The organism is Streptomyces sp. STR69, assembly GCF_024519455.1.
Lineage (GTDB): Bacteria > Actinomycetota > Actinomycetes > Streptomycetales > Streptomycetaceae > Streptomyces.
In genome coordinates this window covers 110391-136687 of sequence record NZ_JALJRY010000012.1, presented here as the reverse complement: position 1 = coordinate 136687, position 26297 = coordinate 110391, and the positions used below count along the sequence as shown (strand labels likewise).

The 26297-nt window shown below is 71.6% G+C and carries 29 protein-coding genes; 10 read left to right on the top strand and 19 right to left on the bottom strand.

The window, feature by feature from the left end:
• Nucleotides 1-6 precede the first annotated feature (6 nt).
• Genes OC490_RS23405 through OC490_RS23375 form a run of 7 tightly spaced genes read left to right on the top strand, consistent with a single transcriptional unit; the run spans nucleotide 7 to nucleotide 7872 of the window.
• Nucleotides 7-1086 carry an ADP-ribosylglycohydrolase family protein gene (locus tag OC490_RS23405; protein WP_262059937.1) on the top strand — a complete coding sequence of 360 codons (1080 nt, stop codon included), beginning with the start codon at nucleotides 7-9 and terminating at the stop codon, nucleotides 1084-1086.
• Nucleotides 1083-2435, top strand: coding sequence for an ADP-ribosylglycohydrolase family protein (locus OC490_RS23400; protein WP_262059936.1), 1353 nt, complete (start codon nucleotides 1083-1085; stop codon nucleotides 2433-2435). Before OC490_RS23405 ends, OC490_RS23400 begins: the two co-directional genes overlap by 4 nt.
• Before the next feature lie 8 nt (nucleotides 2436-2443).
• Complete coding sequence (locus tag OC490_RS23395) at nucleotides 2444-3628, top strand: ADP-ribosylglycohydrolase family protein (RefSeq protein WP_262059935.1); 1185 nt, start codon at nucleotides 2444-2446, stop codon at nucleotides 3626-3628.
• Nucleotides 3616-4977, top strand: coding sequence for an ADP-ribosylglycohydrolase family protein (locus OC490_RS23390; protein ID WP_262059934.1), 1362 nt, complete (start codon nucleotides 3616-3618; stop codon nucleotides 4975-4977). The genes OC490_RS23395 and OC490_RS23390 overlap by 13 nt, the downstream gene beginning before the upstream one ends.
• A complete protein-coding gene (gene rbsK, locus OC490_RS23385) occupies nucleotides 4974-5867 on the top strand; it encodes a ribokinase (protein WP_262059933.1) in 894 nt (297 codons plus the stop codon). The genes OC490_RS23390 and rbsK overlap by 4 nt, the downstream gene beginning before the upstream one ends.
• Nucleotides 5864-7063 carry a CaiB/BaiF CoA transferase family protein gene (locus OC490_RS23380; RefSeq protein ID WP_262059932.1) on the top strand — a complete coding sequence of 400 codons (1200 nt, stop codon included), beginning with the start codon at nucleotides 5864-5866 and terminating at the stop codon, nucleotides 7061-7063. The genes rbsK and OC490_RS23380 overlap by 4 nt, the downstream gene beginning before the upstream one ends.
• On the top strand, nucleotides 7060-7872 hold the full coding sequence (locus OC490_RS23375; protein WP_262059931.1) for an HpcH/HpaI aldolase/citrate lyase family protein: 813 nt from the start codon (nucleotides 7060-7062) through the stop codon (nucleotides 7870-7872). The genes OC490_RS23380 and OC490_RS23375 overlap by 4 nt, the downstream gene beginning before the upstream one ends.
• Nucleotides 7873-7933: 61 nt before the next feature.
• Here the strand turns inward: OC490_RS23375 and lgt are convergent, their stop codons facing one another.
• The 11 genes from lgt to hisI all read right to left on the bottom strand — a co-directional run bounded on the left by lgt (nucleotide 7934) and on the right by hisI (nucleotide 16743).
• Nucleotides 7934-8911: a prolipoprotein diacylglyceryl transferase gene (gene lgt, locus OC490_RS23370; RefSeq protein ID WP_262059930.1), complete on the bottom strand. Its 978-nt coding sequence runs from the start codon at nucleotides 8909-8911 to the stop codon at nucleotides 7934-7936.
• A gap of 93 nt (nucleotides 8912-9004) precedes the next feature.
• Nucleotides 9005-9784 (bottom strand): DsbA family protein, encoded by a 780-nt coding sequence (locus OC490_RS23365; RefSeq protein ID WP_262059929.1) that lies wholly within the window; start codon nucleotides 9782-9784, stop codon nucleotides 9005-9007.
• Between the two features lie 85 nt (nucleotides 9785-9869).
• A complete protein-coding gene (trpA, locus tag OC490_RS23360) occupies nucleotides 9870-10685 on the bottom strand; it encodes a tryptophan synthase subunit alpha (RefSeq protein WP_262059928.1) in 816 nt (271 codons plus the stop codon).
• Entirely contained in the window at nucleotides 10682-11971 is a 1290-nt protein-coding gene (gene trpB / locus OC490_RS23355; RefSeq protein WP_262059927.1) for a tryptophan synthase subunit beta, read from the bottom strand. Before trpB ends, trpA begins: the two co-directional genes overlap by 4 nt.
• A gap of 58 nt (nucleotides 11972-12029) precedes the next feature.
• Nucleotides 12030-12245 carry a tryptophan biosynthesis modulator TrpM gene (trpM, locus tag OC490_RS49580; RefSeq protein WP_410098871.1) on the bottom strand — a complete coding sequence of 72 codons (216 nt, stop codon included), beginning with the start codon at nucleotides 12243-12245 and terminating at the stop codon, nucleotides 12030-12032.
• Nucleotides 12246-12267: 22 nt separating this feature from the next.
• Nucleotides 12268-13077 carry an indole-3-glycerol phosphate synthase TrpC gene (gene trpC / locus OC490_RS23350; protein WP_262059926.1) on the bottom strand — a complete coding sequence of 270 codons (810 nt, stop codon included), beginning with the start codon at nucleotides 13075-13077 and terminating at the stop codon, nucleotides 12268-12270.
• Nucleotides 13078-13203: 126 nt separating this feature from the next.
• The gene (locus tag OC490_RS23345) at nucleotides 13204-13659 is read right to left on the bottom strand and encodes a DUF2752 domain-containing protein (RefSeq protein ID WP_262059925.1); all 456 of its coding nucleotides are present in this window, start codon (nucleotides 13657-13659) and stop codon (nucleotides 13204-13206) included.
• 102 nt (nucleotides 13660-13761) lie between these two features.
• Nucleotides 13762-14010 carry an HGxxPAAW family protein gene (locus OC490_RS23340; RefSeq protein ID WP_200686555.1) on the bottom strand — a complete coding sequence of 83 codons (249 nt, stop codon included), beginning with the start codon at nucleotides 14008-14010 and terminating at the stop codon, nucleotides 13762-13764.
• A 123-nt stretch (nucleotides 14011-14133) separates the two neighbouring features.
• Nucleotides 14134-14775, bottom strand: coding sequence for a TIGR02234 family membrane protein (locus OC490_RS23335; protein ID WP_262059924.1), 642 nt, complete (start codon nucleotides 14773-14775; stop codon nucleotides 14134-14136).
• Nucleotides 14776-14827: 52 nt separating this feature from the next.
• A complete protein-coding gene (locus tag OC490_RS23330) occupies nucleotides 14828-16306 on the bottom strand; it encodes an anthranilate synthase component I (RefSeq protein ID WP_262059923.1) in 1479 nt (492 codons plus the stop codon).
• A gap of 11 nt (nucleotides 16307-16317) precedes the next feature.
• The gene (hisI, locus tag OC490_RS23325) at nucleotides 16318-16743 is read right to left on the bottom strand and encodes a phosphoribosyl-AMP cyclohydrolase (RefSeq protein ID WP_262059922.1); all 426 of its coding nucleotides are present in this window, start codon (nucleotides 16741-16743) and stop codon (nucleotides 16318-16320) included.
• Nucleotides 16744-16824: 81 nt separating this feature from the next.
• On the opposite strand from hisI, the gene OC490_RS23320 reads away from it, so the two are divergent.
• A complete protein-coding gene (locus tag OC490_RS23320; RefSeq protein WP_262059921.1) occupies nucleotides 16825-17460 on the top strand; it encodes a TIGR03085 family metal-binding protein in 636 nt (211 codons plus the stop codon).
• Between the two features lie 110 nt (nucleotides 17461-17570).
• Here OC490_RS23320 and hisF read toward each other — a convergent pair whose 3' ends face one another.
• From hisF to hisD, 8 genes are read right to left on the bottom strand one after another with little or no spacing between them, the layout of a single operon-like run.
• The gene (hisF, locus tag OC490_RS23315) at nucleotides 17571-18326 is read right to left on the bottom strand and encodes an imidazole glycerol phosphate synthase subunit HisF (protein WP_262059920.1); all 756 of its coding nucleotides are present in this window, start codon (nucleotides 18324-18326) and stop codon (nucleotides 17571-17573) included.
• Nucleotides 18323-18739 carry a RidA family protein gene (locus tag OC490_RS23310; RefSeq protein ID WP_262059919.1) on the bottom strand — a complete coding sequence of 139 codons (417 nt, stop codon included), beginning with the start codon at nucleotides 18737-18739 and terminating at the stop codon, nucleotides 18323-18325. The genes hisF and OC490_RS23310 overlap by 4 nt, the downstream gene beginning before the upstream one ends.
• Nucleotides 18736-19461, bottom strand: coding sequence for a bifunctional 1-(5-phosphoribosyl)-5-((5-phosphoribosylamino)methylideneamino)imidazole-4-carboxamide isomerase/phosphoribosylanthranilate isomerase PriA (gene priA / locus OC490_RS23305; RefSeq protein ID WP_262059918.1), 726 nt, complete (start codon nucleotides 19459-19461; stop codon nucleotides 18736-18738). The genes OC490_RS23310 and priA overlap by 4 nt, the downstream gene beginning before the upstream one ends.
• A 3-nt stretch (nucleotides 19462-19464) precedes the next feature.
• The gene (gene hisH, locus OC490_RS23300) at nucleotides 19465-20112 is read right to left on the bottom strand and encodes an imidazole glycerol phosphate synthase subunit HisH (RefSeq protein ID WP_262059917.1); all 648 of its coding nucleotides are present in this window, start codon (nucleotides 20110-20112) and stop codon (nucleotides 19465-19467) included.
• Nucleotides 20103-20267, bottom strand: coding sequence for a hypothetical protein (locus OC490_RS23295; RefSeq protein ID WP_200811998.1), 165 nt, complete (start codon nucleotides 20265-20267; stop codon nucleotides 20103-20105). Before OC490_RS23295 ends, hisH begins: the two co-directional genes overlap by 10 nt.
• A complete protein-coding gene (gene hisB / locus OC490_RS23290; protein ID WP_043675308.1) occupies nucleotides 20264-20857 on the bottom strand; it encodes an imidazoleglycerol-phosphate dehydratase HisB in 594 nt (197 codons plus the stop codon). Before hisB ends, OC490_RS23295 begins: the two co-directional genes overlap by 4 nt.
• Entirely contained in the window at nucleotides 20854-21963 is a 1110-nt protein-coding gene (locus OC490_RS23285; protein WP_262059916.1) for a histidinol-phosphate transaminase, read from the bottom strand. Before OC490_RS23285 ends, hisB begins: the two co-directional genes overlap by 4 nt.
• Nucleotides 21960-23282: a histidinol dehydrogenase gene (gene hisD / locus OC490_RS23280; RefSeq protein ID WP_262059915.1), complete on the bottom strand. Its 1323-nt coding sequence runs from the start codon at nucleotides 23280-23282 to the stop codon at nucleotides 21960-21962. The genes OC490_RS23285 and hisD overlap by 4 nt, the downstream gene beginning before the upstream one ends.
• A 170-nt stretch (nucleotides 23283-23452) precedes the next feature.
• Here hisD and OC490_RS23275 point away from each other — a divergent pair, with 170 nt between their 5' ends.
• Nucleotides 23453-25030 (top strand): oxidoreductase, encoded by a 1578-nt coding sequence (locus OC490_RS23275; RefSeq protein ID WP_262059914.1) that lies wholly within the window; start codon nucleotides 23453-23455, stop codon nucleotides 25028-25030.
• A gap of 127 nt (nucleotides 25031-25157) precedes the next feature.
• On the top strand, nucleotides 25158-26291 hold the full coding sequence (locus OC490_RS23270; protein WP_410098866.1) for a hypothetical protein: 1134 nt from the start codon (nucleotides 25158-25160) through the stop codon (nucleotides 26289-26291).
• Nucleotides 26292-26297: the final 6 nt, after the last annotated feature.

Sequence of the window (26297 nt, the reverse complement as noted above, 5' to 3'; positions counted from 1 at the left end):
CCGCGTATGGCATCGATCGCCTGCATTCCCCCGGTCCCGGCGCTCAAGAACGCCACCGAACTCCGCGAACGGGCACGCGGCGCGCTGCTCGGCCTGGCGGTCGGGGACGCCCTCGGCGCACCGGCGGAGAACATGAAGCCCTCGGAGATCCGCGCCCGCTGGGGCCGTATCGAGGGATACGTGGCGGAGAACCCGGCGGGCACGGACGACACCGAGTACGCGATCTTCTCCGGCCTCCTCCTGGCCCGCCACGGCTCGGCCCTCACCCCCTCCCATGTGGAGGCGGCCTGGCACGAGTGGATCGCGGACCGGGACGAGGGCCCGTTCCGGGGCGCGGGCTTCAGCGAACGCGGCACCCTGGAGAACCTCCGCCGCGGCCTGGCCGCCCCCATCTCCGCCCAGCACCGCCACGCCTGGAGCGACGGCCTGGCCATGCGCGCGGCCCCCTTCGGCGTCTTCGCGGCGGGCCGCCCCGCCGAGGCGGCCCGACTGGTCGCGATCGACGGTTCGGTGAGCCACGACGGCGAGGGCATCTACGGCGGCCAGGCGGTCGCGGCGGGTGTGGCGGCGGCGATGGCGGGCGCCCCGACGATCGCGGTGGTGGCATCAGCCCTTGCAGTGGTCCCCGACGACTCCTGGACGGCCCGCTCCCTGCGCCGGGCGGTGGCAGTGGCCCACCGGGGCGAACGCGCGGTCCGCTCCGCGGTGGTCATCGGCGGCTACCCCTGGACCGACCTGGCCCCCGAGGCGGTCGCCCTCGCCTTCGGCGCGTACGCGGCGGCGGACGGCGACTTCGTGGACTCCGTCCTCACGGCGGTCAACATGGGCCGCGACGCGGACACGACGGCGGCGGTGGCGGGCGCGTTGGCGGGAGCGACGCGGGGCGCTTCGTCGATCCCCGCCGACTGGGCGTCGGCGATCGGCCCGGCACGGGGCAGCTGCCTGCCGGCGATGGCGGGCCACCACGTCCTGGACATCGCGGAGTTGCTGGTGCCCGGGGAGGACTGCAAGTGGGGCGCGGGCACGGTGCGACGGGATCAGGGGGCGTACGTACTGGTGGCGGACGAGGACGAGGTACAGCCATGAGAACGACCAACGGCGAACAGCCGGCCGCGGACGACGCGAACACTCCGCAGTACCCGCTGGAACCCGCGGCGGCCGACGGCGATTGCGCCCCGCCGGGGCCACCCGCACCCGACCCCACGCCTCACGAACCCGCAGCCGCCGACGGCGAATCCGCACCGCAGGGGCCACCCGCACTCGACGACGACAGTTGTACGAGCGGTGCGGGTGGGAAGACGAAAGCCGATGGCGGAGCCGAGGCGCGTCGCATCGAGGGGCTGCTGCTCGGGCTCGCCGCAGGGGATGCCGCCGGTTGGCCCGCCGCAAGGCACCGGGCCGCGCGCATGCCTGAGTGGACCCGCCGCCTCACCCGTGAGCTGGACACCTTCGCCGAACAGAACGCGACCACGACACTCCCCGTTCCCATCGCCCTCAACCAACCCCCCGAGCCGCTCCGCCTGGGCCCCTCCGACGACGCCGAATGGGCGGCGTTCGCCGCGGAGGCCGTACTACGAGCCGGCGACGACACCGTCCTGGGCGACCTCAGCCGAGAACGCCGTACCCGCGCCTCGATCGACCTCAGCTGGAACGCCGTGGCCAGCGAAGTGGCCGCCGCAGCGGACCGTGCCCCCGAGGTCGAGTCCGCCGTACTCCCCCTCCGCGCCCGCATCTCCGTACGAGCGGGCCTCGGCAACCTCGCCGCCGGCCTCCGCCCACCCGCGACCGGCCACGACAACCCCCACTACTTCGACGACGCGGCCTGCATCAGGGCCTGCGTACTGGCGGTGGCCCACCCCGGCGATCCCCAACGCGCCGCCGCCCTCGCCGAGTTCGACGCCCGCTACACCCAGGACGGCGACGGGGTCCACGGCGCCCGAGCCATGGCGGCGGCCCTCGCACTCGCCCTGGTCGGCGCGGAGGTGGACCAATGCGTGGCAGCCGCCCTCGCCGAACTCCCCGAAGCCACCGAGATCGGCCGCAACGCCCGCCACGCCCTGAAGTTGGCCCGGGACAGCGACAACGCGTTCGCCCTGATCCCCCTCCTGGAACACCAGATCGTCGACCACGTCTACAGCTACGGCATCGCCGCCGCCGAAACCGTCCCGGTCGCCCTCGCTCTCGCCACCGCGGCCCGCGGCCGTATCGCCGAAGCGGTGCCCGCCGCGGCCTGCCTCTCCCGCGTCGCCGACTCCGCACCCGCCCTCGCAGGCGCCCTCACCGGCGCGTTGAGCGGTGGCCGAGCGATCCCGTCCACCTGGCGGGACGCCTGCCGCACCCTCTCCGGCTGCGCCCTCCCCCGCCTCACCGGCACCGACCTCGTGGAACTCGCCGAACTCCTGGAAGCCACACAACCACCCCCACCAGGAGGATGATTCGGGGCATGACGCCCAAAGAATCCAAAGGACCTAAAGAGCCGGATAGCAGTCTTGAGGAGAAGATCACCGGAGCCCTCGTCGGTGCCGCGGTCGGCGACGCCCTCGGCGGTCCCGTCGAGGGCTACTCCCCCGACCAGATCCTCGAACGCCACGGTGGTCGCGTGCACGGCATCGTCGGCCCCTGGAACGGCGACGCATGGCGCACCGCCCGCCCCATCGCGCCGTACCACAAGGGCGACGGCCACGTCACCGACGACACCTTGATGACCCACGCGCTGGTACGGGTGTACGCGACCGTCCGCGACCACCTCGACGCGTACGCGATCGCCGACCACCTCGTCCCGGACCTGATGCAAAACCCGCGCTGGATCCCGGAGTTGGAGGCGGAGGCCATCCCGCTCCAGCGGATCTTCCTCGCCGAGAAGTGGCTCGCGACCCGTCTCCACTACGGCCATGTCGACCCCCGCGAGGCCGGCGTCGGCAACATCGTCAACTGCGGTGCCGCGATGTACATGGCGCCGGTCGGCCTGGTCAACGCGGCCAATCCGGCGGGCGCTTACGCCGAGGCCATCGACATCGCGGGCGCACATCAGTCGTCGTACGGCCGTGAGGCGGCCGGTGTCTTCGCGGCGGCCGTCGCCGCGGGCTGCGTACCGGGCGCGACCCCGGACTCGGTGGTCACCGCCTGCCTCGCCCTGGCGAAGGACGGCACCCGCACGGCCATCGAGAAGGTCTGCGAAGTGGCCGCCCGTTACTCGGACTTCGAGTCGGCGCTGGTTCCGCTGCGGGAGGCGGTCGCACCGTACGACACGGTGGGCCCCGACTACCGTTCCCCCTCCCTGGACGCCCGCCGCCCCTCCCGCACCCGTGCGATCGAGGAACTGCCGGTCGCGCTCGGCATGTTGGTGGTCTCCGGCGGCGACTACCGGCACGCGGTGCTGGGTTCGGTGAACTACGGCCGGGACTGCGACTCGATCGCGACAATGGCGGGCGCGGTGGCCGGTGCGCTCGGTTCGCCGGTTCCGCAGGACTGGTCGAAGACGGTCGCCGAGGCCAGCCGCCTCGACCTCTGGGAACCGGCGACGACCCTCACCGCAGTCACCCGCGAGATCTTCGCCCGCGATGTCCGCCGACGCCGGGCCCACGAGGCTGCGTTCACCGGGATCGGAGGGGAGCGGTGCTCCGACTGACCTGGGTCCAGCCGGAGGACCTGCTCGGCCACGAACTGCGCCAGGCCGTCCAGGACGGACGCGAACCGTCGGCGATCGCCGCGCGCTGGCGGGCGGCGGGCGGTGCGGAGGCACCGGCACGGGCGGGCGCATCGGGCCAACCCGCCTCCCGCTACCTCCGGTTGCTCGCGGAAGACCTGCTCGACGAACTGGCCGACCTGCCCAGCCGGTTGGCGGACCAGGAGCCGACGGACCTGGCGAGGATCAAGGCCCTGTGCCCCAACTGGCCCGCCCCACACGCCACTTCTCCACCGCGCCCGGCCACCCTCCAGGCCGCCTGGCTGGGCCGGGCCGTCGGCTGCCTCCTCGGCAAACCCGTCGAGAAGCTCCCCCTCGACGGCATCCGCCAACTCGCCCGGTCCACCGGCAACTGGCCCCTCGACTTCTACTTCACCGCCCGGGGCGTCCCCGCCGAACTCCTCGCCGCCCACCCCTGGAACCGCCGCTCCGCCCCCACCTCGCTCGCCGAGAACATCGACGGCATGCCCGAGGACGACGACCTCAACTACCCCCTGTTGAACCTCCTGTTGCTGCAGCGCCACGGCAAGGACTTCACCACCGCCGACGTGGCGAAGCTCTGGCTCGACGAACTCCCCGCGGGCCGCACCTTCACCGCCGAACGCATCGCCTACCGCAATCTGCTCTCCGGCCTGGAACCCCCGCGAACGGCCCGCCACCGCAACCCGTTCCGCGAATGGATCGGCGCCCTGATCCGCGCCGACGTCCACGGCTGGACCAACCCCGGCAACCCGGGCGCGGCAGCCGAACAGGCCCACCGCGACGCGGCCCTCACCCACACCGCGAACGGCGTCTACGCGGCGATGTTCACGGCGGCCGTCATCGCCACCGCGGCCACCGGCACCCATGACGTCCACACCTGCCTGCGCACCGGACTGACCGTCGTCCCGCCCGCCTCCCGCCTCGCCAAGGCACTCCACCACGCCCTCCAACTGGCCCGGAAACACCGGGACTTCGACGCAGTGGTGGACGAACTCCACGCCACCCACGCGCGCACCCACCACTGGGTCCACGCGATCCCCAACACCGCCCTGATCGCCGCCGCCCTCACCCACGCGGACGGCGACTTCACCGGCTCCATCTGCCGTGCGGTGTCCGGCGGTTGGGACACCGACTCCAACGGCGCCACGGTCGGCTCCGTCTCCGCCCTCCTCGCGGGCACCCCCGCCGCGCTCCCCGACCGCTGGACGACCCCGCTCAAGAACCGACTCGCCACCTCCGTAGGCGACTTCAACGGCATCGGCTTCGACACCCTCGCCCGGCTCACCCACCAGGAGACCGCCCGCCCATGACCCTCATCGCCGTGCTCGGCAGCACGAACATGGACCTCGTCGCCTACGTCACGAAGGCTCCGCGGCGCGGAGAGACCGTGACGGGACGGGAGTTCCGTACGATCCCCGGCGGCAAGGGCGCCAACCAGGCGATCGCCGCGGCCCACGCGGGCGCCGACGTCACCATCATCGGCGCGGTCGGCGACGACGCCTACGGCGCCCAACTCCGTTCCACGTTCGAGCACTCCGGTGTCGACACCGATCATCTGCGCACCGTCGAGGGCGCGTCCGGCACCGCGCACATCGTCGTGGACGACGAGGGCGGCAACGCGATCGTGGTGATCCCCGCCGCCAACGGCACCGTCGACCACCTCGCCCCCGGCGACGAGGCCCTCATCGCCACGGCCGACGCCCTGCTCCTCCAGCTGGAGATCCCCCTCGCGGCAGTCGTCGCGGGCGCGGAGGCGGCCCGCCGCCACGGCGTCCGCACGATCCTCACCCCCGCCCCCGCGCAACCCCTCCCGCCCGAACTCCTCGCCGCCACCGACCTGTTGGTCCCCAACGAACACGAGGCCACCGCCCTCACCGGACACACCGATCCGCGCAAGGCAGCGGCGGCTCTGCTCGACCAAGTACCCGAGGTGATCGTCACGCTGGGTGCTGCGGGAAGTCTGTACGCGGCCCGGGGCGCCGAGCCGTTCACCGTCCCCGCGCCCCAGGTGACCGCCGTGGACTCGACGGGCGCGGGTGACACCTTCGTCGGCTCGCTGGCGGTGGCCCTCGCCGAGGGCCGCCCGACGCGGGAGGCGCTGGGCTGGGCGGCAGCGGCGGCTGCGCTGTCCGTGCAGCGGCCGGGTGCGACGGCGTCGATGCCGTACCGCGCGGAGATCGACAAGCAGTACGCCTCATGACCGAGACGACCACAACTCCCCTGTCAGGGCTGCGCGTTCTGGACCTCGCGACGCTCTTCGCCGGTCCGCTCGCCGCCACCATGCTCGGCGACTTCGGTGCCGAGGTCATCAAGGTCGAGCACCCGACGAAGCCCGATCCGTCCCGGGGCCACGGCCCTTCGAGGGACGGCGTCGGCCTGTGGTGGAAGCTGCTCGGCCGCAACAAGCGTACGATCACCCTCGACCTGTCGAAGCCGGGCGGGCGCGCCACTCTGCTCCGCCTCGCCGCCACCGCCGACGTGATCATCGAGAACTTCCGCCCCGGCACCCTGGAGAAATGGGACCTCGGCTGGGCCGAACTCTCCGCCGCCAACCCGAAGTTGGTGCTCGCCCGGGTCACCGCCTTCGGCCAGTTCGGGCCCTACGCGCATCGCCCCGGCTTCGGCACCCTCGCCGAGGCGATGAGCGGCTTCGCCGCGATCACCGGCGAACCGGACGCGCCCCCGACCCTCCCGCCGTTCGGCCTCGCCGACTCGATCGCCGGGCTGGCGACGGCGTACGCGGTGATGACGGCCCTCGCGGCCCGCGACCGCACCGGCGAAGGCCAGGTGGTGGACATGGCGATCATCGAACCGATCCTGACCGCGCTGGGCCCCCAGCCCCTCTGGTACGACCAGCTCGGCCACGTCCAGCCGCGCACCGGCAACCGCTCCCAGAACAACGCCCCGCGCAACACCTACCGTACGGCGGACGGGAGTTGGGTCGCCGTCTCGACCTCCGCGCAGTCGATCGCCGAGCGCGTGATGCGCCTGGTCGGCCGCCCGGAACTGATCGACGAACCGTGGTTCGCGACCGGCGCGGACCGGGCCCGGCACGCCGACGTCCTCGACGCGGCGGTCGGCGACTGGATCGCGCAGCGCTCGCGCACGGAGGTCCTGGCCGCCTTCGAGAAGGCGGAGGCGGCCGTGGCCCCCATCCAGGACGTACGGGACGTGATGGCGGACCCGCAGTACCAGGCCCTCGACACGATCACCACCGTCGACGACCCCGAACTCGGCCCGCTCCGCATGCAGAACGTCCTCTTCCGCCTCTCCGCCACCCCGGGCTCCATCCGCTGGTCCGGCCGTCCGCACGGCGCCGACACGGACCCGGTCCTGACCGAACTGGGCCTGACCGAGGCCGAGTTGGCCACTCTCCGGCAGGAGGGCGCCCTGTGACCCCGTACCCGCTGACCTGGCTCTACGTCCCCGGCGACCGCCCCCCGGTCGTCGCGAAGGCCCTCGCCGCCGGCGCCGACGTGGTCGTGATCGACCTGGAGGACGCGGTCGCCCCGGACCGCAAGGAGTACGCCCGCGCGGCGACGGCGGAACTCCTTGCGGAGCCCCAACTCAACGTCCACGTCCGGGTGAACGCCCTGGACGGTCCGTGGGCGAGCGACGACCTCCGCGCGCTCGCTCCGCTCCCGGGGGTGTCCGGGCTACGGCTCCCGAAGGTGACGTCCGCCGAGGGTGTCGTGGCCGTGGCGGAAAATACGGGCGGCCTCCCCCTGTACGCCCTTCTGGAGACAGCCCTCGGCATCGAGCGGGCCTTCTCGATCGCCACCGCCCATCCCTCCCTGCACGGCATCGCGCTCGGCGAGGCGGATCTACGGGCCGACCTGGGCGTACGCGACGACGCGGGGCTCGACTGGGCCCGGTCCCGGGTGATCGTGGCCGCCCGGGCGGCAGATCTGGCTCCGCCGCCTCAGTCCGTCCACCCGGACATCCGCGACCTGGAAGGCCTGGCGGCCTCCTGTGCCCACGGCCGCACCCTCGGCTTCCTCGGGCGTGCGGCGATCCATCCCCGTCAACTCCCGGTGATCGAGAGCGCGTTCCTCCCGACCGACCGCGAACTCGAAGAGGCCGAGACGATCGTCAAGGCGGCCGTGCGGGAGGAGGGCGCTCAGGCGCTGCCGAGCGGGCAGTTCATCGACGCGGCGGTGGTGGCGGCAGCGCAGCGAACGCTGGCGTTGGCGCGCCGGACCTGACATGCGACGAGGGCGCCCCGTTGTCGAACACGGGGCGCCCTCGTCGTCGTAGAACCGGCTGTCAGCTCTTCTTGGCCGACTCCGGCTCGTCCTTCTTCATGTCCACGGCCGTCTCTTCGGTTTCCGGGGTGTCTTCCTCGGTCGCCGGGGCATCGGCCTTGTCGGTCTTCGGGTCTTCCGCCGAGACCTCGTCGCCGCCGCCGTCGGTCGTGTCCTCGGCGGCTTCCGGCTCCACCACCTCTTCGCGGCCCGGGCGCTTCTTCGCCGAGATCACGAAGTAGGTCACCGCGAGGACGAAGACGATCATCGCGGTCCAGTCGTTCAACCGCAGGCCCAGGAAGTGGTGGGCGTCGTCGACGCGCATGTACTCGATCCAGCCGCGGCCCACGCAGTACGCGGCGACGTACACCGCGAACGCCCGGCCGTGACCCAGCTTGAAGCGGCGGTCGGCCCAGATGACGAGGAAGCCGACGCCGACGCACCACAGGGACTCGTACAGGAAGGTCGGGTGGTAGTAGCCCGGTACGCGGCCGTCCGTCGAGGACGTGATGTGCAGCGCCCAGGGGAGGTGGGTCTCGCGGCCGTAGAGCTCCTGGTTGAACCAGTTGCCCCAGCGGCCGATGGCCTGGGCGAAGGCGATGCCGGGGGCCAGCGCGTCGGCCCAGGCGGGCAGCGGGATGCCACGGCGGCGGCAGCCGATCCACGCCCCCACCGCGCCGAGCGCGATCGCGCCCCAGATGCCGAGGCCGCCCTGCCACACCTTGAAGGCGTCCACCCAGTCGCGGCCCTCGCTGAAGTACAGCTCGTAGTCCGTGATCACGTGGTAGAGGCGACCGCCGACGAGGCCGAACGGCACGGCCCAGACAGCGATGTCGGCCACCGTCCCGACCTTGCCGCCGCGGGCGACCCAGCGTTTGTTGCCGAGCCAGACAGCGACGAAGACGCCGATGATGATGCAGAACGCGTAGCCGCGCAGCGGAATGGGGCCGAGGTGGATGACCCCGCGCGACGGGCTGGGAATGTAGGCAATGGTTTCCATGGCAGGGTCGACGCTACCGTGCCGGACCGCGACGGCGGCAAGCGGCCCGGCTACGGCTCCATAACGGGCCGGTGTGAAAACCGGCCCACCGGCTTACCCCTTGTTGGCTGCCTGGACCAGCTGCTTCAGCTTCGCCGGGGTCATCGTCTGGTCCGCGTAGATGTTCTTGCCGTCGAAGAGGACGGTCGGGGTGCCGGTGAATCCACCGGCCTGGAAGGCCGCGGCGGACTTCAGGACCCAGCTGTCGTGCGTACCGCTGTTGACGCACTTCTGGAAGGCGGGCGTGTCGAGGCCGGTCACCTTGCCCGCCAGCTCGATCAGCTTGGCGTTGTCGGCGAAGGCGTCGTCCGTCTCCTTGGGCTGGTTCTCGTACAGCACGTCGTGGAAGTCGCGGAACTTTCCGGCGTCCTGGGCGCAGGCCGCCGCGTTGGCCGCGCGCTTGGAGCCGGTGCCGCCGAGGTTGCCGTCGATGATCGTGACCAGGTGGTACTGCACCTTGAGCTGCCCGGAGTCGGTCAGTTCGTGGAGCGTCGAACGGTACGCCGTCTCGAAGGCCTGGCAGGCCGGGCAGCGGAAGTCCTCCCACACCGTGAGCGTCGGCTTGGCGCTGTCCTTGCCGACCTGGATCGCCAGGCTGTCCTTGCCGGTCGCCCCGGAGGGCGCCACGACCGGGCCCGCGCTCTTGCTGCCGCTGTCGTCCTTGCCGTGGTTCGCGGCGAGGACGCCGATCACCGACGCCAGTCCCAGCACGCAGACGACGCTCGCGGCCACGATCAGTGTGCGCCGCCGCCTCTCCGCGGACTTCTGCTTCTCACGCTCGACCGCCAGCCGCTCGCGGGCGGTGCGCTTCCCATCACGGTTCTTCTCGCTCACACCCCGCAGAACGAACCGGGGAGGCGCAGCGCGCCTCCCCGGTCCCAGGTCCACCCATACGGGGGACCAGTCGTTCTGTTTTCTGTTACGCCTGTCCGCGCACGCCCTTGGCCAGTTCACCGGCAAGCGTGCGGACCGCCTCGACGCCGGCCGCGTCGTCCGGCGCGTCCAGCATCCGCTTGACGAAGGCCGAGCCGACGATCACGCCGTCCGCGAAGCGGGCCACCTCTGCGGCCTGCCGGGCGTCGGACACCCCGAGGCCGACACACACGGGCGTGTCGGTGGTGGCCCGGGTGCGTTCGACGAGGTCCTGCGCCTGCGCGCCCACGGACTCACGGGTGCCGGTGACGCCCATCAGCGAGGCGGCGTAGACGAAGCCGGTGCCGACCTTGGTGATCTCGGCGAGGCGGGCGTCCTTGCTGCTGGGCGCGACGACGAAGACCGTGGCGAGCCCGTGCTTCTCCGCGTGCTCCCTCCACAGCCCGGCCTCCTGGACGGGCAGGTCGGGCAGGATGCAGCCGGCGCCGCCCGCCTCTGCCAGCTCGGCGGTGAAGCGCTCGACGCCGTAGCGGTCGATCGGGTTCCAGTACGTCATGACGAGTACCGGCTTGCCGGTCGCCGCGTGGGTCTCGCGGACCGTGCGCATGACGTCCGCGATCTTGACTCCGCCGCGCAGGGCGATGTCGTCGGCGGTCTGGATGACGGGGCCGTCGAGGACGGGGTCGCTGTGCGGCAGGCCCACCTCGACGATGTCGGCGCCGCCGTCGAACGCGGCCTTGACCGCCTCGATGCCGCCGTCCACGGTCGGGAAACCGGCCGGGAGGTAGGCGATGAGCGCGGCGCGTCCCTCGGCCTTGGCGGCGGCGAGGGTGTCGCTCAACAGCTGGATGTTGCCGCTCACTTGGCGTCCCCCTCGATCTCGGCGGTGTCGGCCGCGTTGGCGGCGACGGTGGCGTCCGCTTCGGTTTCGTACAGGCCGAAGTAGCGTGCGGCGGTGTCCATGTCCTTGTCGCCGCGCCCGGACAGGTTGACGACGATCAGGCCGTCCTTGCCCAGCTCCCTGCCGACATCCAGCGCGCCCGCGAGCGCGTGGGCGCTCTCGATCGCCGGGATGATGCCCTCCGTGCGCGACAGCAGGCGCAGGGCCTGCATGGCCGCGTCGTCGGTGACCGCGCGGTACTCGCCGCGGCCGCTGTCCTTGAGGTAGGAGTGCTCGGGGCCGATGCCCGGGTAGTCCAGACCGGCCGAGATCGAGTACGGCTCGGTGATCTGGCCCTCCTCGTCCTGGAGGACGTAGGACCGCGAACCGTGCAGGATGCCGGGCTCGCCCGCGGTGAGGGTCGCCGCGTGCTCGCCGGTCTCCACGCCGTGGCCGGCCGGCTCGCAGCCGATGAGGCGTACGCCGGCGTCCGGGATGAAGGCGTGGAACAGGCCGATGGCGTTCGAGCCGCCGCCGACACAGGCGATGGCCGCGTCGGGCAGGCGTCCGGCGCGCTCCAGGATCTGGCGGCGGGCCTCGACGCCGATCACGCGGTGGAAGTCGCGGACCATGGCCGGGAAGGGGTGCGGGCCCGCGACCGTACCGAAGAGGTAGTGGGTGCGGTCGACGTTGGCGACCCAGTCGCGGAACGCTTCGTTGATCGCGTCCTTGAGGGTGCGGCTGCCGGACTTCACGGCGATGACCTCGGCGCCGAGCATGCGCATGCGGGCCACGTTGAGCGCCTGGCGCTGGGTGTCGATCTCGCCCATGTAGATGGTGCATTCGAGGCCGAAGAGCGCGCAGGCGGTGGCCGTCGCCACGCCGTGCTGGCCGGCGCCGGTCTCCGCGATGACCCTCGTCTTGCCCATGCGCTTGGTGAGCAGGGCCTGGCCGAGGACGTTGTTGATCTTGTGGGAGCCGGTGTGGTTCAGGTCCTCGCGCTTGAGGAAGATCCGGGCGCCGCCCGCTTCCGCGGCGAAACGGGGGACCTCTGTGAACGCGCTCGGCCTGCCGGTGTAGTTGACCAGGAGGTCGTCCAACTCGCGGGCGAACTCCGGGTCGTGCTTGGCCTTGTCGTACTCGACGGCCACCTCATCCACGGCGGCCACGAGGGCCTCCGGGATGAACTTGCCGCCGAAGGCGCCGAAGTAGCCCTCGGGGCTGGGGATTTGACCGTCGGGGTCGGGGATGAAGAACTCGCTGGGCATGCGGAAACCTCACGGTGAGTTTGTGGGAAAACACCAATCGCCGTGGGGCGGGGGGTTGTTAGTCGGCTGCGGGCCCGTTGGGGCTGGTCGCGCAGTTCCCCGCGCCCCTGAAGGCCTGCTGCCATCGCATGCCGTTCACTTGCCCCGGCTCATCTCCGATGACGTACCGGACTCTGCGGCCGTGCACCCGGCGTGCGGGCGCACGGCAACCACGAGGGCGGCAGCCGCGCGCCAGGCGGGCGTACCGGTCCGTGGGAGAGGTCGTCGGAGTCATCGCGGGAAACTCTACCGGCTGATCAGCTGCGGCCGTGGCGCAGTGCGGGGTGCTCCCCCGCCGCCACCAGGTCCGAGACCGCGGACTTGGGGTCGCGGCCGGTGACCAGGGACTCGCCGACCAGGACCGCGTCGGCGCCCGCGTTGGCGTAGGCGATGAGGTCGTGGGGGCCGCGGACTCCGGACTCGGCGATCTTGACGATGTGGGCCGGGATCTCGGGGGCCACTCGCTCGAAGGTGGCGCGGTCGACCTCAAGGGTCTTGAGGTTGCGGGCGTTGACGCCGATGATCTTCGCGCCGGCGTCGACCGCGCGGTCGACCTCGTCCTCGTCGTGGACCTCGACGATCGGCGTGAGGCCGATCGACTCGGCGCGCTCGATGAGGGACTCCAGGGCGGGCTGGTCCAGGGCCGCGACGATCAGCAGGGCGAGGTCGGCGCCGTAGGCCCGGGCCTCCCAGAGCTGGTACGACGTGACGATGAAGTCCTTGCGGAGGACCGGGATGTCCACGCGGGCGCGGACGGCCTCCAGGTCGGCCAGGGAGCCGCCGAAACGGCGCTGTTCGGTGAGGACGGAGATGACGGCGGCGCCGCCCGCCTCGTAGTCCGCCGCGAGGCCCGCCGGGTCGGCGATCGCGGCCAGCGCGCCCTTGGAGGGGCTGGAGCGCTTGACCTCGCAGATGACCTTGACGCCGTCGCCGCGCAGGGCCGCGACACCGTCCTTGGCAGCGGGAGCCTTCGCCGCGCGCTCCTTGAGCTCGTCGAGGCTGACGCGCGCCTGCCGTTCCGCCAGGTCGGCACGGACTCCGTCGATGATCTCGTCGAGCACACTCACGCGAGCGGCCCCCTTCCGGACGGTGGAAAAGCAATGGTCACATCTGACCTCGATGGTATCCGGAGGAAGGCGTAGGCCTCGCATCCGGTTGACGCCGGTCCCAGTACCTGGACATCGGTCGGTTGATCAAGGGTGTAGCCAGCCACCGAACGGCAGGTTCCGGACAACCGTGAAGACCAGCACCGATGCGCCCAGAGTCCAGAGCGGGACCCTGCCGAGATCGATCCGCACCGGCCGACCGCGCGCCGCGCGGACCACCCAGACGGTCCATACGACCGTGAAGGCCAGATAGCCCACCACGGCGATCGCGTTGTCCTGGAGAGCGGCGAGGAAGTCGCCGTGGATGAACTCGTGCGCGCTGCGCAGTCCGCCGCAGCCGGGGCAGTACAGGCCGGTGAAGCGGTACAGGGGGCAGACGGGGTAGTGGCCCGGCTGGTTCGGGTCGACCGTGCCGACGTACGCGAAGGCTCCGGCGACGGCCGCGAGGACTCCGGCGGGCACGGCTACGCGGTTCAGCACGGAGGCGGAACCGGGGGTGCGCGTCTTCGGCATGCTCCGGCTGTCGGCGTTCACGTCTCGCATTGTGCCCCCTGGCCCCTTCGTGCGGCACGCGCGCGTGAGGGGCGGTCCCCGGTGTGCCCGGGACCGCCCCTCCACGAAGTGGTGGCTGACAACAGCTACGGCTCAGCTGTCGGCGTGCGCCGTCTTGCCGAGCAGCTCGGTCAGGTCCTGGGGACGGTCCTTGGGCATGCCCATTCCCATCGCGCTCATGACCCAGCCGACGATGCCGCCGACGACCGTGATCGCCATACCGGCCCAGAAGCCGATCGGCTGCGCCATGACCATGAAGGCACCCGCGACCAAGAAACCGATGAAGATGATGGTGGTACCGGTCCAGGCGGCCAAAGTGTGACCGTGGCTGTTGCCCGCCATGACGTGCTCCTCGTTGCCGTGTGCGTGTGTGAGCAGACGCTCAGGGTTCATTGTTCCGCACGCGTGCGTGTGCGGTGCTTCGGGGTGGGGCACTCGCGCGTCGGCGGATCTCCCAGAAGAGGGCTACGCCCCCGTGGGGTCCTCGCCCCGGTCGAGAGCCTTCCAGATGTCCTCGGGACGGTCGGGGTCCACCACGGGAGTCCGCCGGGGGCGAGGCGTGCCGTTGCGTTCGTAGCGGCCGGACATGGCGGGCCAGCGGCGGCCGTAGAGCAGGGCGAGCAGGCCGGCCAGCAGGATCAGGCCGCCGCCGACCGCGGCGACGTAGGGCCAGGCCGTGTGGGCGAAGGCGTGTACGGCGGACGAGGTGCCGCCGGAGGCCTGGGTGGCCTTGTCGTCGAGCGCGGAGCTGTCGGAGGCGCCGAGGAGGGCGGCGGCGACGATTCCGGCGCCGGAGAGCGCGAGGAGGGCGGAGACCGCGAAGCGGCCCGTCCTGCGGACGGCGAAGACGGCGACGAGCGCGGCGAGGCCCACTATGGCGAGCGCCGCGGGCACACCCGTGACGTCGCTGCCCTTGGCGGACAGCGGGAACGGGTCGCCCGCCACCGTCGCGATCCCCTCCGACCAGCGCTGACGGGTGGCCAGCAGCGCCACGGCCGCGCCGAGCGCACCGCTCATCAGCGCTACGGCGAGGCTGCGGCGGCCGGCGCGCGCGGGGCCTTCGCCTTCGGAACGGGGGTGAGGAACAGCTGCAGTCACGTAGTCCACTATCGCTCGAACCCCGGGCGAACCGTCACCCGGGGTTCATATGACCCTCGTCCTATTGCCCGAGCCGGTTCGCCGTGTGCACGGCGCGGAGGACCGCCGCCGCCTTGTTGCGGCACTCCTGGTCCTCCAGTTCCGGGTCCGAGTCGGCGACGATGCCGGCGCCCGCCTGGACGTAGGCCGTGCCGTCGCGGAGGAGGGCCGTACGGATGGCGATGGCGGTGTCGGAGTCGCCCGCGAAGTCGAGGTAGCCGACGCAGCCGCCGTACAACCCCCTTCTGGAGGGCTCCAGTTCGTCGATGATCTGCATCGCGCGGGGCTTGGGTGCGCCGGAGAGGGTGCCGGCCGGGAAGCAGGCGGTGAGGACGTCGAAGGCGGTGCGGCCGGGGGCCACTCGGCCGGTGACCGTGGAGACGATGTGCATCACGTGGGAGTAGCGCTCCACCGACATGAAGTCGACGACCTCGACCGAGCCGGGCTCGCAGACGCGTCCCAAATCGTTACGACCGAGGTCGACCAGCATGAGGTGTTCGGCGCGCTCCTTGGGGTCGGCGAGGAGTTCGTCGGCGAGGGCCTGGTCCTCCTGCGGGGTGGCGCCGCGATGCCGGGTGCCGGCGATGGGGTGGACCATCGCACGGCCGTCCTCGACCTTGACGAGGGCCTCGGGGGACGAGCCGACCACATCGAAGCCGTCGAAGCGGAACAGGTACATGTACGGGGACGGGTTGGTCGCGCGCAGCACCCGGTACACGTCCAACGCGCTTGCCGTGCACGGGGTTTCGAAGCGCTGGGAGGGGACGACCTGGAATGCCTCGCCCGCGCGGATGCGCTCCTTGATGTCCTCGACGGCCTCCTTGAAGTCGGGGCCGCCCCACAGCGCGGTGTACTCCGGAAGCTCGGAGGGCGGGAGCTGGGCGGGCGGCTGGGCCACCGCGCGGGAGAGGTCCGCCTCCATGGCGTCGAGGCGGGCCACGGCGTCCGCGTAGGCCTCGTCGACGCCGGTGTCGAGGTCGTTGTGGTTGATCGCGTTGGCGATCAGCAGGACCGAGCCCTCCCAGTGGTCCATCACGGCGAGGTCGCTGGTGAGGAGCATGGTCAGCTCGGGGAGCTTGAGGTCGTCCCGCTCGCCGGGGCCGATCTTCTCCAGGCGGCGGACGATGTCGTAGCCGAGATAGCCGACCATGCCGCCGGTGAAGGGCGGCAGGCCCTCCTGGTGGGGGGTGTGCAGGGTGTCGATGGTGGCGCGCAGGGCGGCGAGGGGGTCACCGTCGACCGGGACGCCGACGGGCGGGGTGCCGAGCCAGTGGGCCTGGCCGTCGTGGGCGGTGAGGGTGGCGGCGCTGCGGACGCCGACGAAGGAGTACCGGGACCAGGAGCGGCCGTTCTCCGCGGACTCCAGGAGGAAGGTGCCGGGGCGCTCCGCGGCGAGCTTGCGGTAGAGCGCGACCGGGGTGTCGCCGTCGGCGAGGAGCTTGCGGGTGACCGGGATGACGCGACGGTCGGTGGCCAGCTTGCGGAACGTGTCAAGGTCCATGGCGGCTGACCCTACTGATCCGAGACGGCGGTGCTGGAATCAGCGCCTTCTTTAAGAAGGCTCGCGTCAACTGGCTCTTCCTTGAGCAGCACGTCCGCGTCGAAGCAGGTGCGGGCGCCGGTGTGGCAGGCGGCGCCGATCTGGTCGACCTTCACCAGGACCGTGTCGGCGTCGCAGTCCAGGGCGACGGACTTGACGTGCTGGAAGTGGCCGGAGGTGTCGCCCTTCACCCAGTACTCCCGGCGGCTGCGGGACCAGTAGGTGCAGCGGCCGGTCGTCAGGGTGCGGTGCAGCGCCTCGTCGTCCATCCAGCCGAGCATCAGCACCTCACCGGTGTCGTACTGCTGGGCGATGGCGGGGACGAGCCCGTCGGCGCTCCGCTTGAGGCGGGCGGCGATCTCGGGATCGAGGCGACTGGACTGGGGCGCGCTGGTCATGGGGCCATTGTGCCGCGCGGCACCGACAACCCAGGTCGACGTCCACTGTGCGGACCCGGTGGGCGGTCGTAGGCTGACGGTATGTCGACCTTCGCCAAGCGTGAACGACTTCTTCTCGCCGACCTCCTGGAGACGACGGGCCCGGATGCCCCGACCCTCTGCGAGGGCTGGCGGACCCGTGATCTGGCCGCGCACGTGGTGGTGCGGGAGGGCCGCGCGGACGCCGCCGGCGGCATCATGATCAAGCAGCTCGCACCGCGTCTGGACCGGGTGATGGCGGAGTTCGCGGCGAAGCCGTACGAGGAGCTGATCCAGCTGATCCGTACCGGCCCGCCGCGCTTCTCGCCGTTCCAGCTCAAGCAGCTCGACGAGGCGTCCAACACGGTCGAGTTCTACGTCCACACCGAGGACGTACGGCGGGCACAGGACGAGTGGACGCCGCGCGAGCTGGACCCGGTGTTCCAGGACGCCCTGTGGTCGCGGCTGGAGCGCATGGCCCGGCTGGTGGGCCGGAGCGCGCCGACCGGGCTGGTGCTGCGCCGCCCGGACGGGCAGACGGCGGTCGCCCACAAGGGGGCGCCGGTCGTCACGGTGACCGGTGAGCCCTCGGAGCTGCTGCTGTTCGCGCACGGCCGGCAGAGCGTGGCCAAGGTGGAGCTGGACGGCGACGAGAACGCGATCGCCAAGCTCCAGGAGGCCAAGCAGCTGGGGATCTGAGAGGTCAGTGGGGCAGCTCGGCCCGCCGCGGGCCGGGTTCAGCCGCGAAAGGGACCCGCAAGTAAGCCCCGACCACCAGGCGGCCGGGGCTTACAACACCTCCGAAGACATCACCTGACGGGATGCCCCGCCTCCCGCAGCGCCTGCTTGACCTCGCCGATCCGCAGATCGCCGAAGTGGAAGACGGAGGCCGCCAGCACCGCGTCCGCGCCCGCGGCCACCGCGGGCGGGAAGTCGGCCAGCTTGCCGGCGCCGCCGGAGGCGATGACCGGCACGGTCACGTGCTTGCGGACGGCCGCGATCATCTCCAGGTCGTAGCCGTCCTTGGTGCCGTCCGCGTCCATCGAGTTGAGCAGGATCTCCCCGGCGCCCAACTCGGCGGCCCGGTGCGCCCATTCGACGGCGTCGATGCCGGTGCCCTTGCGACCGCCGTGGGTGGTCACTTCGAAGGACCCGCTGTCAGTCCTCCGCGCGTCCACCGACAGGACCAGGACCTGCCGTCCGAACCGCTCCGCGATCTCCTTGATCAGCTCCGGCCGGTTGATCGCCGCCGTGTTGACGCCGACCTTGTCCGCGCCCGCCCGCAGCAGCTTGTCCACGTCCTCGGCCGTGCGGACGCCGCCGCCGACCGTGAGCGGGATGAAGACCTGCTCGGCGGTGCGGCGGACCACGTCGTACGTCGTCTCGCGGTTGCCGGAGGAAGCGGTGATGTCCAGGAAGGTCAGCTCGTCGGCGCCCTCGGCGTCGTAGACCTTGGCCATCTCGACGGGGTCGCCCGCGTCGCGCAGGTTCTGGAAGTTGACGCCCTTGACGACCCGGCCGTTGTCGACGTCCAGGCAGGGGATCACGCGTACGGCGAGGGTCATGACGAGCCCTCTCCGCGCGGCGCGGCCGGGTCCCGGTAGGCCTCCACCTCGACCTCGACGACCAGGCTGGGGTCGACGAAGCCGGACACGATGATCATGGACGCGGCAGGCCGGATCGCGTCGAACAGCTCCTTGTGTGCGCGGCCCACGTCCTCCACATCCCGGGCGTGGGTGATGTACATACGGGTGCGCACCACATCGGCGGGACCGAGACCCACTTGTTCCAGCGCCGCGAACGCGACGTTGAACGCGTTGACCGTCTGCTCGTAGGGACCGCCCCCGGCGATCTCGCCGTCCACTATCGACGTGCACCCGGAGATGAGCACCAGGCCGTTCGGCAGCTCCACCGCGCGGGAGTAGCCGAAGGCGTCCTCCCAGGGCGCGCCGGTCATGACGCGTCGTAGCTCGGTCACCGGGCCACCGCCTCCAAGGCCTCTTCCAGAGTGAACGCCTTCGCGTAGAGGGCCTTCCCGACGATGGAGCCCTCCACACCCAGGGGTACCAGCTCGGAGATGGCACGGAGGTCGTCGAGCGACGACACGCCTCCGGAGGCGACCACCGGGCGGTCGGTCGCCGCGCAGACGTTGCGCAGCAGCTCCAGGTTGGGGCCCTGGAGGGTGCCGTCCTTGGCGATGTCGGTGACCACGTACCGGGCGCAGCCCTCGGAGTTGAGGCGGTCCAGGGTCTCGTAGAGGTCGCCGCCGTCGCGGGTCCAGCCGCGTCCGCGCAGGGTCGTTCCACGTACGTCGAGGCCGACCGCGATCTTGTCGCCGTGCTCGGCGATGACCTTGGCGACCCACTCCGGGGTCTCCAGCGCGGCGGTGCCGAGGTTCACCCGGGTGCAGCCGGTGGCGAGGGCGGCGGCGAGGGTGTCGTCGTCGCGGATGCCGCCGGACAGCTCGACCTTGATGTCCATGGCGCCGGCGACCTCGGCGATGAGCTTGCGGTTGTCGCCGGTGCCGAACGCGGCGTCCAGGTCGACGAGGTGCAGCCACTCGGCGCCGGAGCGCTGCCAGGCGAGGGCGGCCTCCAGGGGGGAGCCGTAGGAGGTCTCGGTCCCGGACTCGCCGTGGACGAGGCGGACGGCCTGGCCGTCGCGGACGTCGACGGCGGGGAGGAGTTCGAGCTTGGCCATGGTCTACAGGGTTCCGATCCAGTTGGTGAGCAGCTGCGCTCCGGCGTCGCCGGACTTCTCGGGGTGGAACTGGGTGGCCCACAGGGCGCCGTTCTCCACGGCGGCCACGAAGGGCTTGCCGTGCGTCGACCAGGTCACCAGGGGGGCGCGCATCGCCGGGTTCACGACTTCGAGGGACCAGTCGTGGACGGCGTAGGAGTGCACGAAGTAGAAGCGCGCGTCGGCGTCCAGGCCGGCGAAGAGCTGGGAGCCCGCCGGGGTGTCGACGGTGTTCCAGCCCATGTGGGGCACGATCTCGGCCTGCAGGGGCTCGACCGAGCCGGGCCACTCGTCCAGGCCCTCGGTCTCGACGCCGTGCTCGATGCCGCGCGCGAACAGGATCTGCATGCCCACGCAGATGCCCATCACCGGGCGCCCGCCGGCCAGTCGGCGGCCGACGATCCAGTCGCCGCGCGCTTCCTTGAGCCCCTGCATACAGGCGGCGAAAGCCCCGACGCCGGGCACCAGCAGCCCGTCCGCGTTCATGGCCTTGTCGTAGTCACGCGTTATCTCGACCTCGGCACCCGTGCGCGCGAGGGCGCGCTCGGCGGAACGGACGTTTCCGAAGCCGTAGTCGAAAACAACTACCTTCTTCGCTGCGCTCAATTCCACACCTCCAGCCTCATGACCCCGGCCACCAGACACATCGCGGCGGCGATGGAGATCAGCACGATGAGCTGGCGCGGCATCTTCTGTTTGACGAAGGAGTAGACCCCGCCGAGGAGGAAGAGCCCGACGACGATGAGGAGGCTCGACAGGCTGGTCACAGCGCGCCCTTCGTGGAGGGGAGGATGCCGGCCGCGCGCGGGTCGCGCTCGGAGGCGTACCGCAGGGCGCGGGCCAGCGCCTTGAACTGGCACTCCACGATGTGGTGCGCGTTGCGCCCGTACGGCACGTGCACGTGCAGCGCGATCTGGGCCTGGGCGACGAAGGACTCCAGGATGTGCCGGGTCATCGTGGTGTCGTACTCGCCGATCATCGGCGCCATGTTCTCGGGCTCGGTGTGCACGAGGTACGGGCGGCCGGAGAGGTCCACCGTCACCTGGGCGAGGGACTCGTCCAGCGGGACCGTGCAGTTGCCGAACCGATAGATGCCGACCTTGTCGCCGAGCGCCTGCTTGAAGGCGGCGCCGAGGGCGAGGGCGGTGTCCTCGATGGTGTGGTGCGAGTCGATGTGCAGATCGCCCTCGGTCTTCACGGTGAGGTCGAACAGACCGTGCCGGCCGAGTTGGTCGAGCATGTGGTCGTAGAAGCCGACTCCTGTCGACACGTCGACCTTGCCGTGGCCGTCGAGATCGATCTCGACGAGGACCGACGTCTCCTTGGTCGTCCGCTCCACACGTCCTACGCGGTTCATGTGCTCTGCTCCTTCATCAACTCACGGACCGCGTCGAGGAACGCGTCGTTCTCTTCGGGGGTTCCGGCGGAGACCCGCAGCCACCCCGGGATGCCGTTGTCCCGGACCAGGACGCCCCGGTCGAGGATCGCCTGCCATGCGGTGTGGGAGTCCGCGAACCGGCCGAACTGCACGAAGTTGGCGTCGGACTCGACGACTTCGCAGCCGAGGGCCCGCAACTCGCCCACCAGCCGGTCCCGTTCGGACTTCAGCTGCTCGACGTACCCCAGCAGTGTGTCGGTGTGCTCCAGGGCGGCCAGCGCGGTCGCCTGGGTGACGGCCGACAAGTGGTAGGGCAGCCGTACGAGTTGGACGGCGTCAACGACCGCCGGGTGCGCGGCGAGATAGCCGAGGCGCAGCCCGGCCGCCCCGAACGCCTTCGACATCGTCCGCGAGACGACGAGATTCGGCCGACCTTCGAGCAGCGGCAGCAGCGACTCGCCGTGACTGAACTCGATGTACGCCTCGTCGACGATCACCATGGACGGCTTGGCGGCCTGCGCCGCTTCGTACAGCGCGAGGACCGTCCCGGGCGGGACGGCGTTGCCCGTGGGGTTGTTGGGGGTCGTGATGAACACGACGTCCGGCTTGTTCTCCGCGATCCACCGCTCGGCGGCGGGGAGATCGATGGTGAAGTCCTCGTTGCGCGGGCCGGAGATCCAGCCCGTCCCCGTGCCGCGCGCGATGAGCGAGTGCATCGAGTAGGACGGCTCGAAGCCGATGGCCGTACGGCCGGGGCCACCGAAGGTCTGCAGCAGTTGCTGGATGACCTCGTTGGAGCCGTTGGCCGCCCACACGTTCTCGACGCCGACCCGGTGATTGCCGGTCTTCGTCAGGTAGTCGGCCAGCCCGGTGCGCAGCTCGACCGCGTCCCGGTCGGGGTAGCGGTTGAGGTCGCGGGCGGCCTCGCGGACGCGCTCGGTGATCCGCTCGACCAGCGCCTCGGGGAGCGGGTAGGGGTTCTCGTTGGTGTTCAGCCGTACGGGGACGTCCAACTGGGGCGCGCCATAAGGGGACTTGCCGCGCAGTTCGTCCCGTACGGGAAGATCGTCGATTCCGAAGCTCACTTGCCGGGCACCTTCCAACCGAACCTTGCCTTGACCGCCGCGCCGTGCGCGGGCAGGTCCTCCGCCTCCGCCAGCGTCACCACGTGATGCGCCACGTCGGCGAGGGCGTCGCGGGTGTAGTCGACGATGTGGATGCCCCGGAGGAAGGACTGCACGGAGAGTCCCGAGGAGTGGCAGGCGCAACCGCCGGTCGGCAGCACGTGGTTGGAGCCGGCCGCGTAGTCGCCGAGGGAGACGGGCGCCCAGGGTCCGACGAAGATCGCGCCCGCGTTCCGCACCCGGTCGGCCACGGCAGCCGCGTCCGCCGTCTGGATCTCCAGGTGCTCGGCGCCGTACGCGTTCACGACCCGCAGCCCCTCCTCGACGCCGTCGACGAGGACGATCGCGGACTGCCGTCCGGCCAGTGCCGGGGCGATCCGGTCCTCGATGTGCTTGGTGGCCGCGACCTGCGGTTCGAGTTCCTTCTCGACCGCGTCCGCGAGCGTGACGGAGTCGGTGACCAGGACGGCGGCGGCCAGCGGGTCGTGCTCGGCCTGGCTGATCAGGTCGGCGGCGACGTGCACCGGGTCGGCGGTCTCGTCCGCGAGGACGGCGATCTCGGTGGGACCGGCCTCCGTATCGATGCCGATCCTGCCCGCGAAGTAGCGCTTGGCGGCGGCGACCCAGATGTTGCCGGGCCCGGTGACCATGTTGGCGGGGGCGCAGGACTCGGTGCCGTGGGCGAACATCGCGACGGCCTGGGCGCCGCCGACGGCGTAGACCTCGTCGACGCCGAGCAGTGCGCAGGCGGCGAGGATCGCCGGGTGCGGCAGACCGCCGAAGTCCGCCTGCGGCGGCGAGGCGAGCGCGACGGAGCCGACGCCCGCTTCCTGGGCCGGGACCACGTTCATGATCACGGAGGACGGGTAGACCGACCGTCCGCCGGGCGCGTAGAGCCCCACCCGGTCGACCGGCACCCACTTCTCGGTGACCGAACCGCCGGGCACGACCTGCGTGGTGCGGGTCGTACGGCGCTGCTCGCGGTGGACGAGCCGGGCGCGCCGGATGGACTCCTCCAGGGCCGCGCGCACCGCCGGGTCGAGCTGCTCCAGCGCGTCGCTGAGGGCCTGGGCCGGGACCCGCACCGACTCCAGCCGCACGCCGTCGAACTTCTCGGCGAAGTCGATCAGCGCCGCGTCGCCCCGATGATGCACGGCCTCGCAGATCGGACGCACCTTCTCCAGGGCGGCCGAGACGTCGAAGTCGGCTCGGGGCAGCAGGTCGCGCAGGGCGGGCCCGTCGGGGAGGGCGTCGCCGCGCAGATCGATTCGGGAGATCACGAACCAATTCTCTCAGACGGCGATCGGGCGTCGTCCGCGCGTATCAATGGCTGATACAGAACGTGGCCGGAACCCGGAAGATCCCCCTCACGTCTAGTGTTCCGGGCGTTACGCAGCGGGCATGAACAGCTGTGCGAAACCCGTGAGCAGTCGAGAGGGATGACAGAGCAGTGACCGAGGGTGTCGGCGTCCGCGCGGGGGATGTGCCGGACGATGCGACCGCCGCCGAGGCCGGTATGTGGCAGGCCTTCCGCAACGGCAGTGTGTACGACCTGAGCAGCGGCGACACCGTCGTCGACGATCCGCACGGCGGGCATCCGTGGGGGCCGGAGCGGACCGTGCGGGCACGGTTCGTGTGCTGGCTGCTCCTGGACGGGCCACCCGCGCTGTCGGGCCGGGTGGCCTCGCTGAAACTCACCGGAGTGCAGATCAGCGGCACCCTGGACCTGGCGGGCGGCACGATCACCCCGTTCGTCGAGCTGAAGGGCTGCCGCTTCGAGCACGAGGTCCTGCTGCCGGAGGCCCGCTTCCAGACCCTACGGCTGGTGGACTGCTCGGTGCCGCGGCTGGAGGCGGCGCGGGTGCACACGGAGGGTGACCTGCATCTGCCGCGCTGCCGCTTCCACAACGGGGTACGGCTGACCGACGCGCACATCGGCACCGATCTGCTGCTCAACCAGGCGATCGTCTACCGGGACCGCACGGGCCGTTCGATCGCCGCCGACGGCATGACCGTGGGCCAGGACCTCCAGGCCGAACTCCTGGAATCACACGGCGAGTTGAGCCTGCGCAGCGCCAAGGTCGGCGTCTCGCTGAGCCTGCGCGGCGCCCGGCTGGCCAACCCGTACTCCCGACTCGCCCTGAACGCGCCCCAGTTGACCGTCGGCCGCACCCTTTACCTCACCCCGGCGGGCGTCGGCGGCCCCTGGCTGAGCGGCACCACGCCCGCGCGCGGGACCCGCATCCAGCGCTTCACGTGCCAGGGCGGGGTGCGCCTGGACGACGGGCGGTTCGGGGACGCGGTGGATCTGGAGCGGGCCCGGTTCACCTTCACGGACGACCAGGAGCTGTCGCTGTTGCGCATCCAGGCGCCCGAACTGCGCTTCCTCGGGGAGAGACCGCAGCGCGGCAAGGTGGTGCTGTCGGGGGCGCGGGTCGTCAACCTCATTGACGGGAAGGACAGTTGGCCGGGTCCGGGCAACCTCCACATGGGCGGCTTCGTGTACGAGAACCTCGTACCGCAGGGCCCGTTCCCGCTGGACGCGCGCCTCGACTGGGTGGCCGCCGCGACCGCCGAGTACAACCCGGAGCCGTACGAGCGGCTCGCCACCGTGCTGCGCAACGCCGGTGAGGACGAGGACGCGCGCGAGGTGCTGCTCGCCAAGCAGCGGCGGCGCCGGGAGAGCCTGCCCGTCGCGGCCAAGCTGTGGGGGTTCGCGCAGGACTGGACGGTCGCCTACGGGTACCGGCCGGGCCGGGCCGCCGTATGGATGGCGGTGCTGTGGGCGGCCGGTTCGCTGGCCTTCACGCACGCGGACCATGTGCCGGTGAACAGCAGTGGGCATCCGCCGTGGAGCCCCGCCCTGTTCGCGCTGGATCTGCTGCTGCCGGTGATCGACCTGGGGCAGGTGGGGCAGTGGCAGTTGCACGGGGGCTGGCAGTGGCTGTCCGTGGCGCTGATCCTGCTGGGCTGGATCCTGGCGACGACGGTGGCTGCGGGGGCGACCCGACTGCTCAGACGCGGGTAGCGACCCGCCCCGCACAGCACTCGAACAGGTGAGCAAAAGTCACCTTTTACCTGGGCTTGACCGAGACGCGTACAACTTTCCACGGGGTGGTCAAACGGTCTGGCGCACTCCGGATCCCGGTCATTCAATGGTCGGCACCATGGCTCTGCTGCCCGCGTTCATCCGCACCGCCCGGATGGCAAAGAGCACCTCGCGGCCCGCCGCCGGACTGCCGGCCGACGACGAGGTCCTCCTCGACGCGCCCGACGACCGGCTCGGCCCCGCGCTGGTCGCGGCCGGACGCGGCGAGTACGGGCCGGCCGCCGATCTGCTGGCCACCACCCGCGCGTCCGCCGAGTGGGAGGACCGCGACCGTTACACGCGTCGGCTCGCGGCCTTCGCCCGCTGTCGTCCCGAGTGGCTGGCCGACTGGCGCGCCGCCGCCCCGCACGACCCCGACGCGCTGCTGGTCGGCGCTCAACTGGCCGTGGACCGCTGCTGGGAGTCACCGGCCCGCGCCGAACTGCTCGGCGAACTCGGCCCGTTGATCACGGCGGCGGCCGAGGCCGAACCACGCGACCCCGTGCCCTGGAGGATCGCCCTGGACCACGCGCGGGGCACACACGCCGGACACGCCGGGTTCGAACGACTGTGGGGCGAGGCGGTCCGCCGCTCCCCGCACCACTACGGCTGCCATGTGGCCGCCCTCCAGTACCTCTCGGCCGCCTGCTGCGCCCAGTGGGGCGACACGCCCCACACCGTGCGGCACTCCCACCGCGAGTGCTTCGACTTCGCCGAACGGGCCGCGCAGGACGCCCTGCCCGGCTCGCTCGTCCAGGCGCTGCCGGTGCGGGCCGCCTTCGCCTGTCTGACCGACGGCTGCGGCGCGACGGTGCCGCGCGCCCGGCTGGACACGGCGGCCGACCTCGCCATCGCCCTCTCGGCGGGCTACGCGGCGGCCGACCCCTGGCCCGCGGGGGTCCGCAACCTGCTGGCCTACGTCCTCGTCCGCCTCGAACGCTGGCCCGACGCCCTCGACCAGCTGCGCCTGATCGGCCCGTACGCCACGTCCTTCCCCTGGGACCGGATCTCGGACGACCCGCTCGGACAGTTCCTGGAAGTGCGTGACGGGGTGCGGACCGCGGTCGCGGCACAACTGCCGCTGGGCGGGCCGGTTCCGCCCTGTCTCACGGCGATTCCGGGGCAGCCGTGGGGCTTCGAGGACGCGCCGTCGTATCCACGGAGTGAGCACGACGGTCGCGCCCGCTCCGGCGACCACTAGGCTTTT

Bases quoted from the DNA above. Each gene is read 5' to 3' on its own strand.
- OC490_RS23270 (WP_410098866.1), top strand. From the start codon at position 25,158: ATGGTCGGCACCATGGCTCTGCTGCCCGCGTTCATCCGCACCGCCCGG.
- OC490_RS23400 (WP_262059936.1), top strand. From the start codon at position 1,083: ATGAGAACGACCAACGGCGAACAGCCGGCCGCGGACGACGCGAACACT.
- hisB (WP_043675308.1), bottom strand. From the start codon at position 20,857: ATGAACCGCGTAGGACGTGTGGAGCGGACGACCAAGGAGACGTCGGTC.
- trpM (WP_410098871.1), bottom strand. From the start codon at position 12,245: ATGACTCCGACGACCTCTCCCACGGACCGGTACGCCCGCCTGGCGCGC.
- OC490_RS23380 (WP_262059932.1), top strand. From the start codon at position 5,864: ATGACCGAGACGACCACAACTCCCCTGTCAGGGCTGCGCGTTCTGGAC.
- priA (WP_262059918.1), bottom strand. From the start codon at position 19,461: ATGGCCAAGCTCGAACTCCTCCCCGCCGTCGACGTCCGCGACGGCCAG.
- OC490_RS23405 (WP_262059937.1), top strand. From the start codon at position 7: ATGGCATCGATCGCCTGCATTCCCCCGGTCCCGGCGCTCAAGAACGCC.
- hisF (WP_262059920.1), bottom strand. From the start codon at position 18,326: ATGACCCTCGCCGTACGCGTGATCCCCTGCCTGGACGTCGACAACGGC.
- rbsK (WP_262059933.1), top strand. From the start codon at position 4,974: ATGACCCTCATCGCCGTGCTCGGCAGCACGAACATGGACCTCGTCGCC.
- OC490_RS23395 (WP_262059935.1), top strand. From the start codon at position 2,444: ATGACGCCCAAAGAATCCAAAGGACCTAAAGAGCCGGATAGCAGTCTT.
- OC490_RS23340 (WP_200686555.1), bottom strand. From the start codon at position 14,010: ATGGCGGGCAACAGCCACGGTCACACTTTGGCCGCCTGGACCGGTACC.
- lgt (WP_262059930.1), bottom strand. From the start codon at position 8,911: ATGGAAACCATTGCCTACATTCCCAGCCCGTCGCGCGGGGTCATCCAC.
- OC490_RS23330 (WP_262059923.1), bottom strand. From the start codon at position 16,306: ATGGACCTTGACACGTTCCGCAAGCTGGCCACCGACCGTCGCGTCATC.
- OC490_RS23320 (WP_262059921.1), top strand. From the start codon at position 16,825: ATGTCGACCTTCGCCAAGCGTGAACGACTTCTTCTCGCCGACCTCCTG.
- OC490_RS23345 (WP_262059925.1), bottom strand. From the start codon at position 13,659: ATGCGAGACGTGAACGCCGACAGCCGGAGCATGCCGAAGACGCGCACC.
- trpB (WP_262059927.1), bottom strand. From the start codon at position 11,971: ATGCCCAGCGAGTTCTTCATCCCCGACCCCGACGGTCAAATCCCCAGC.
- hisI (WP_262059922.1), bottom strand. From the start codon at position 16,743: ATGACCAGCGCGCCCCAGTCCAGTCGCCTCGATCCCGAGATCGCCGCC.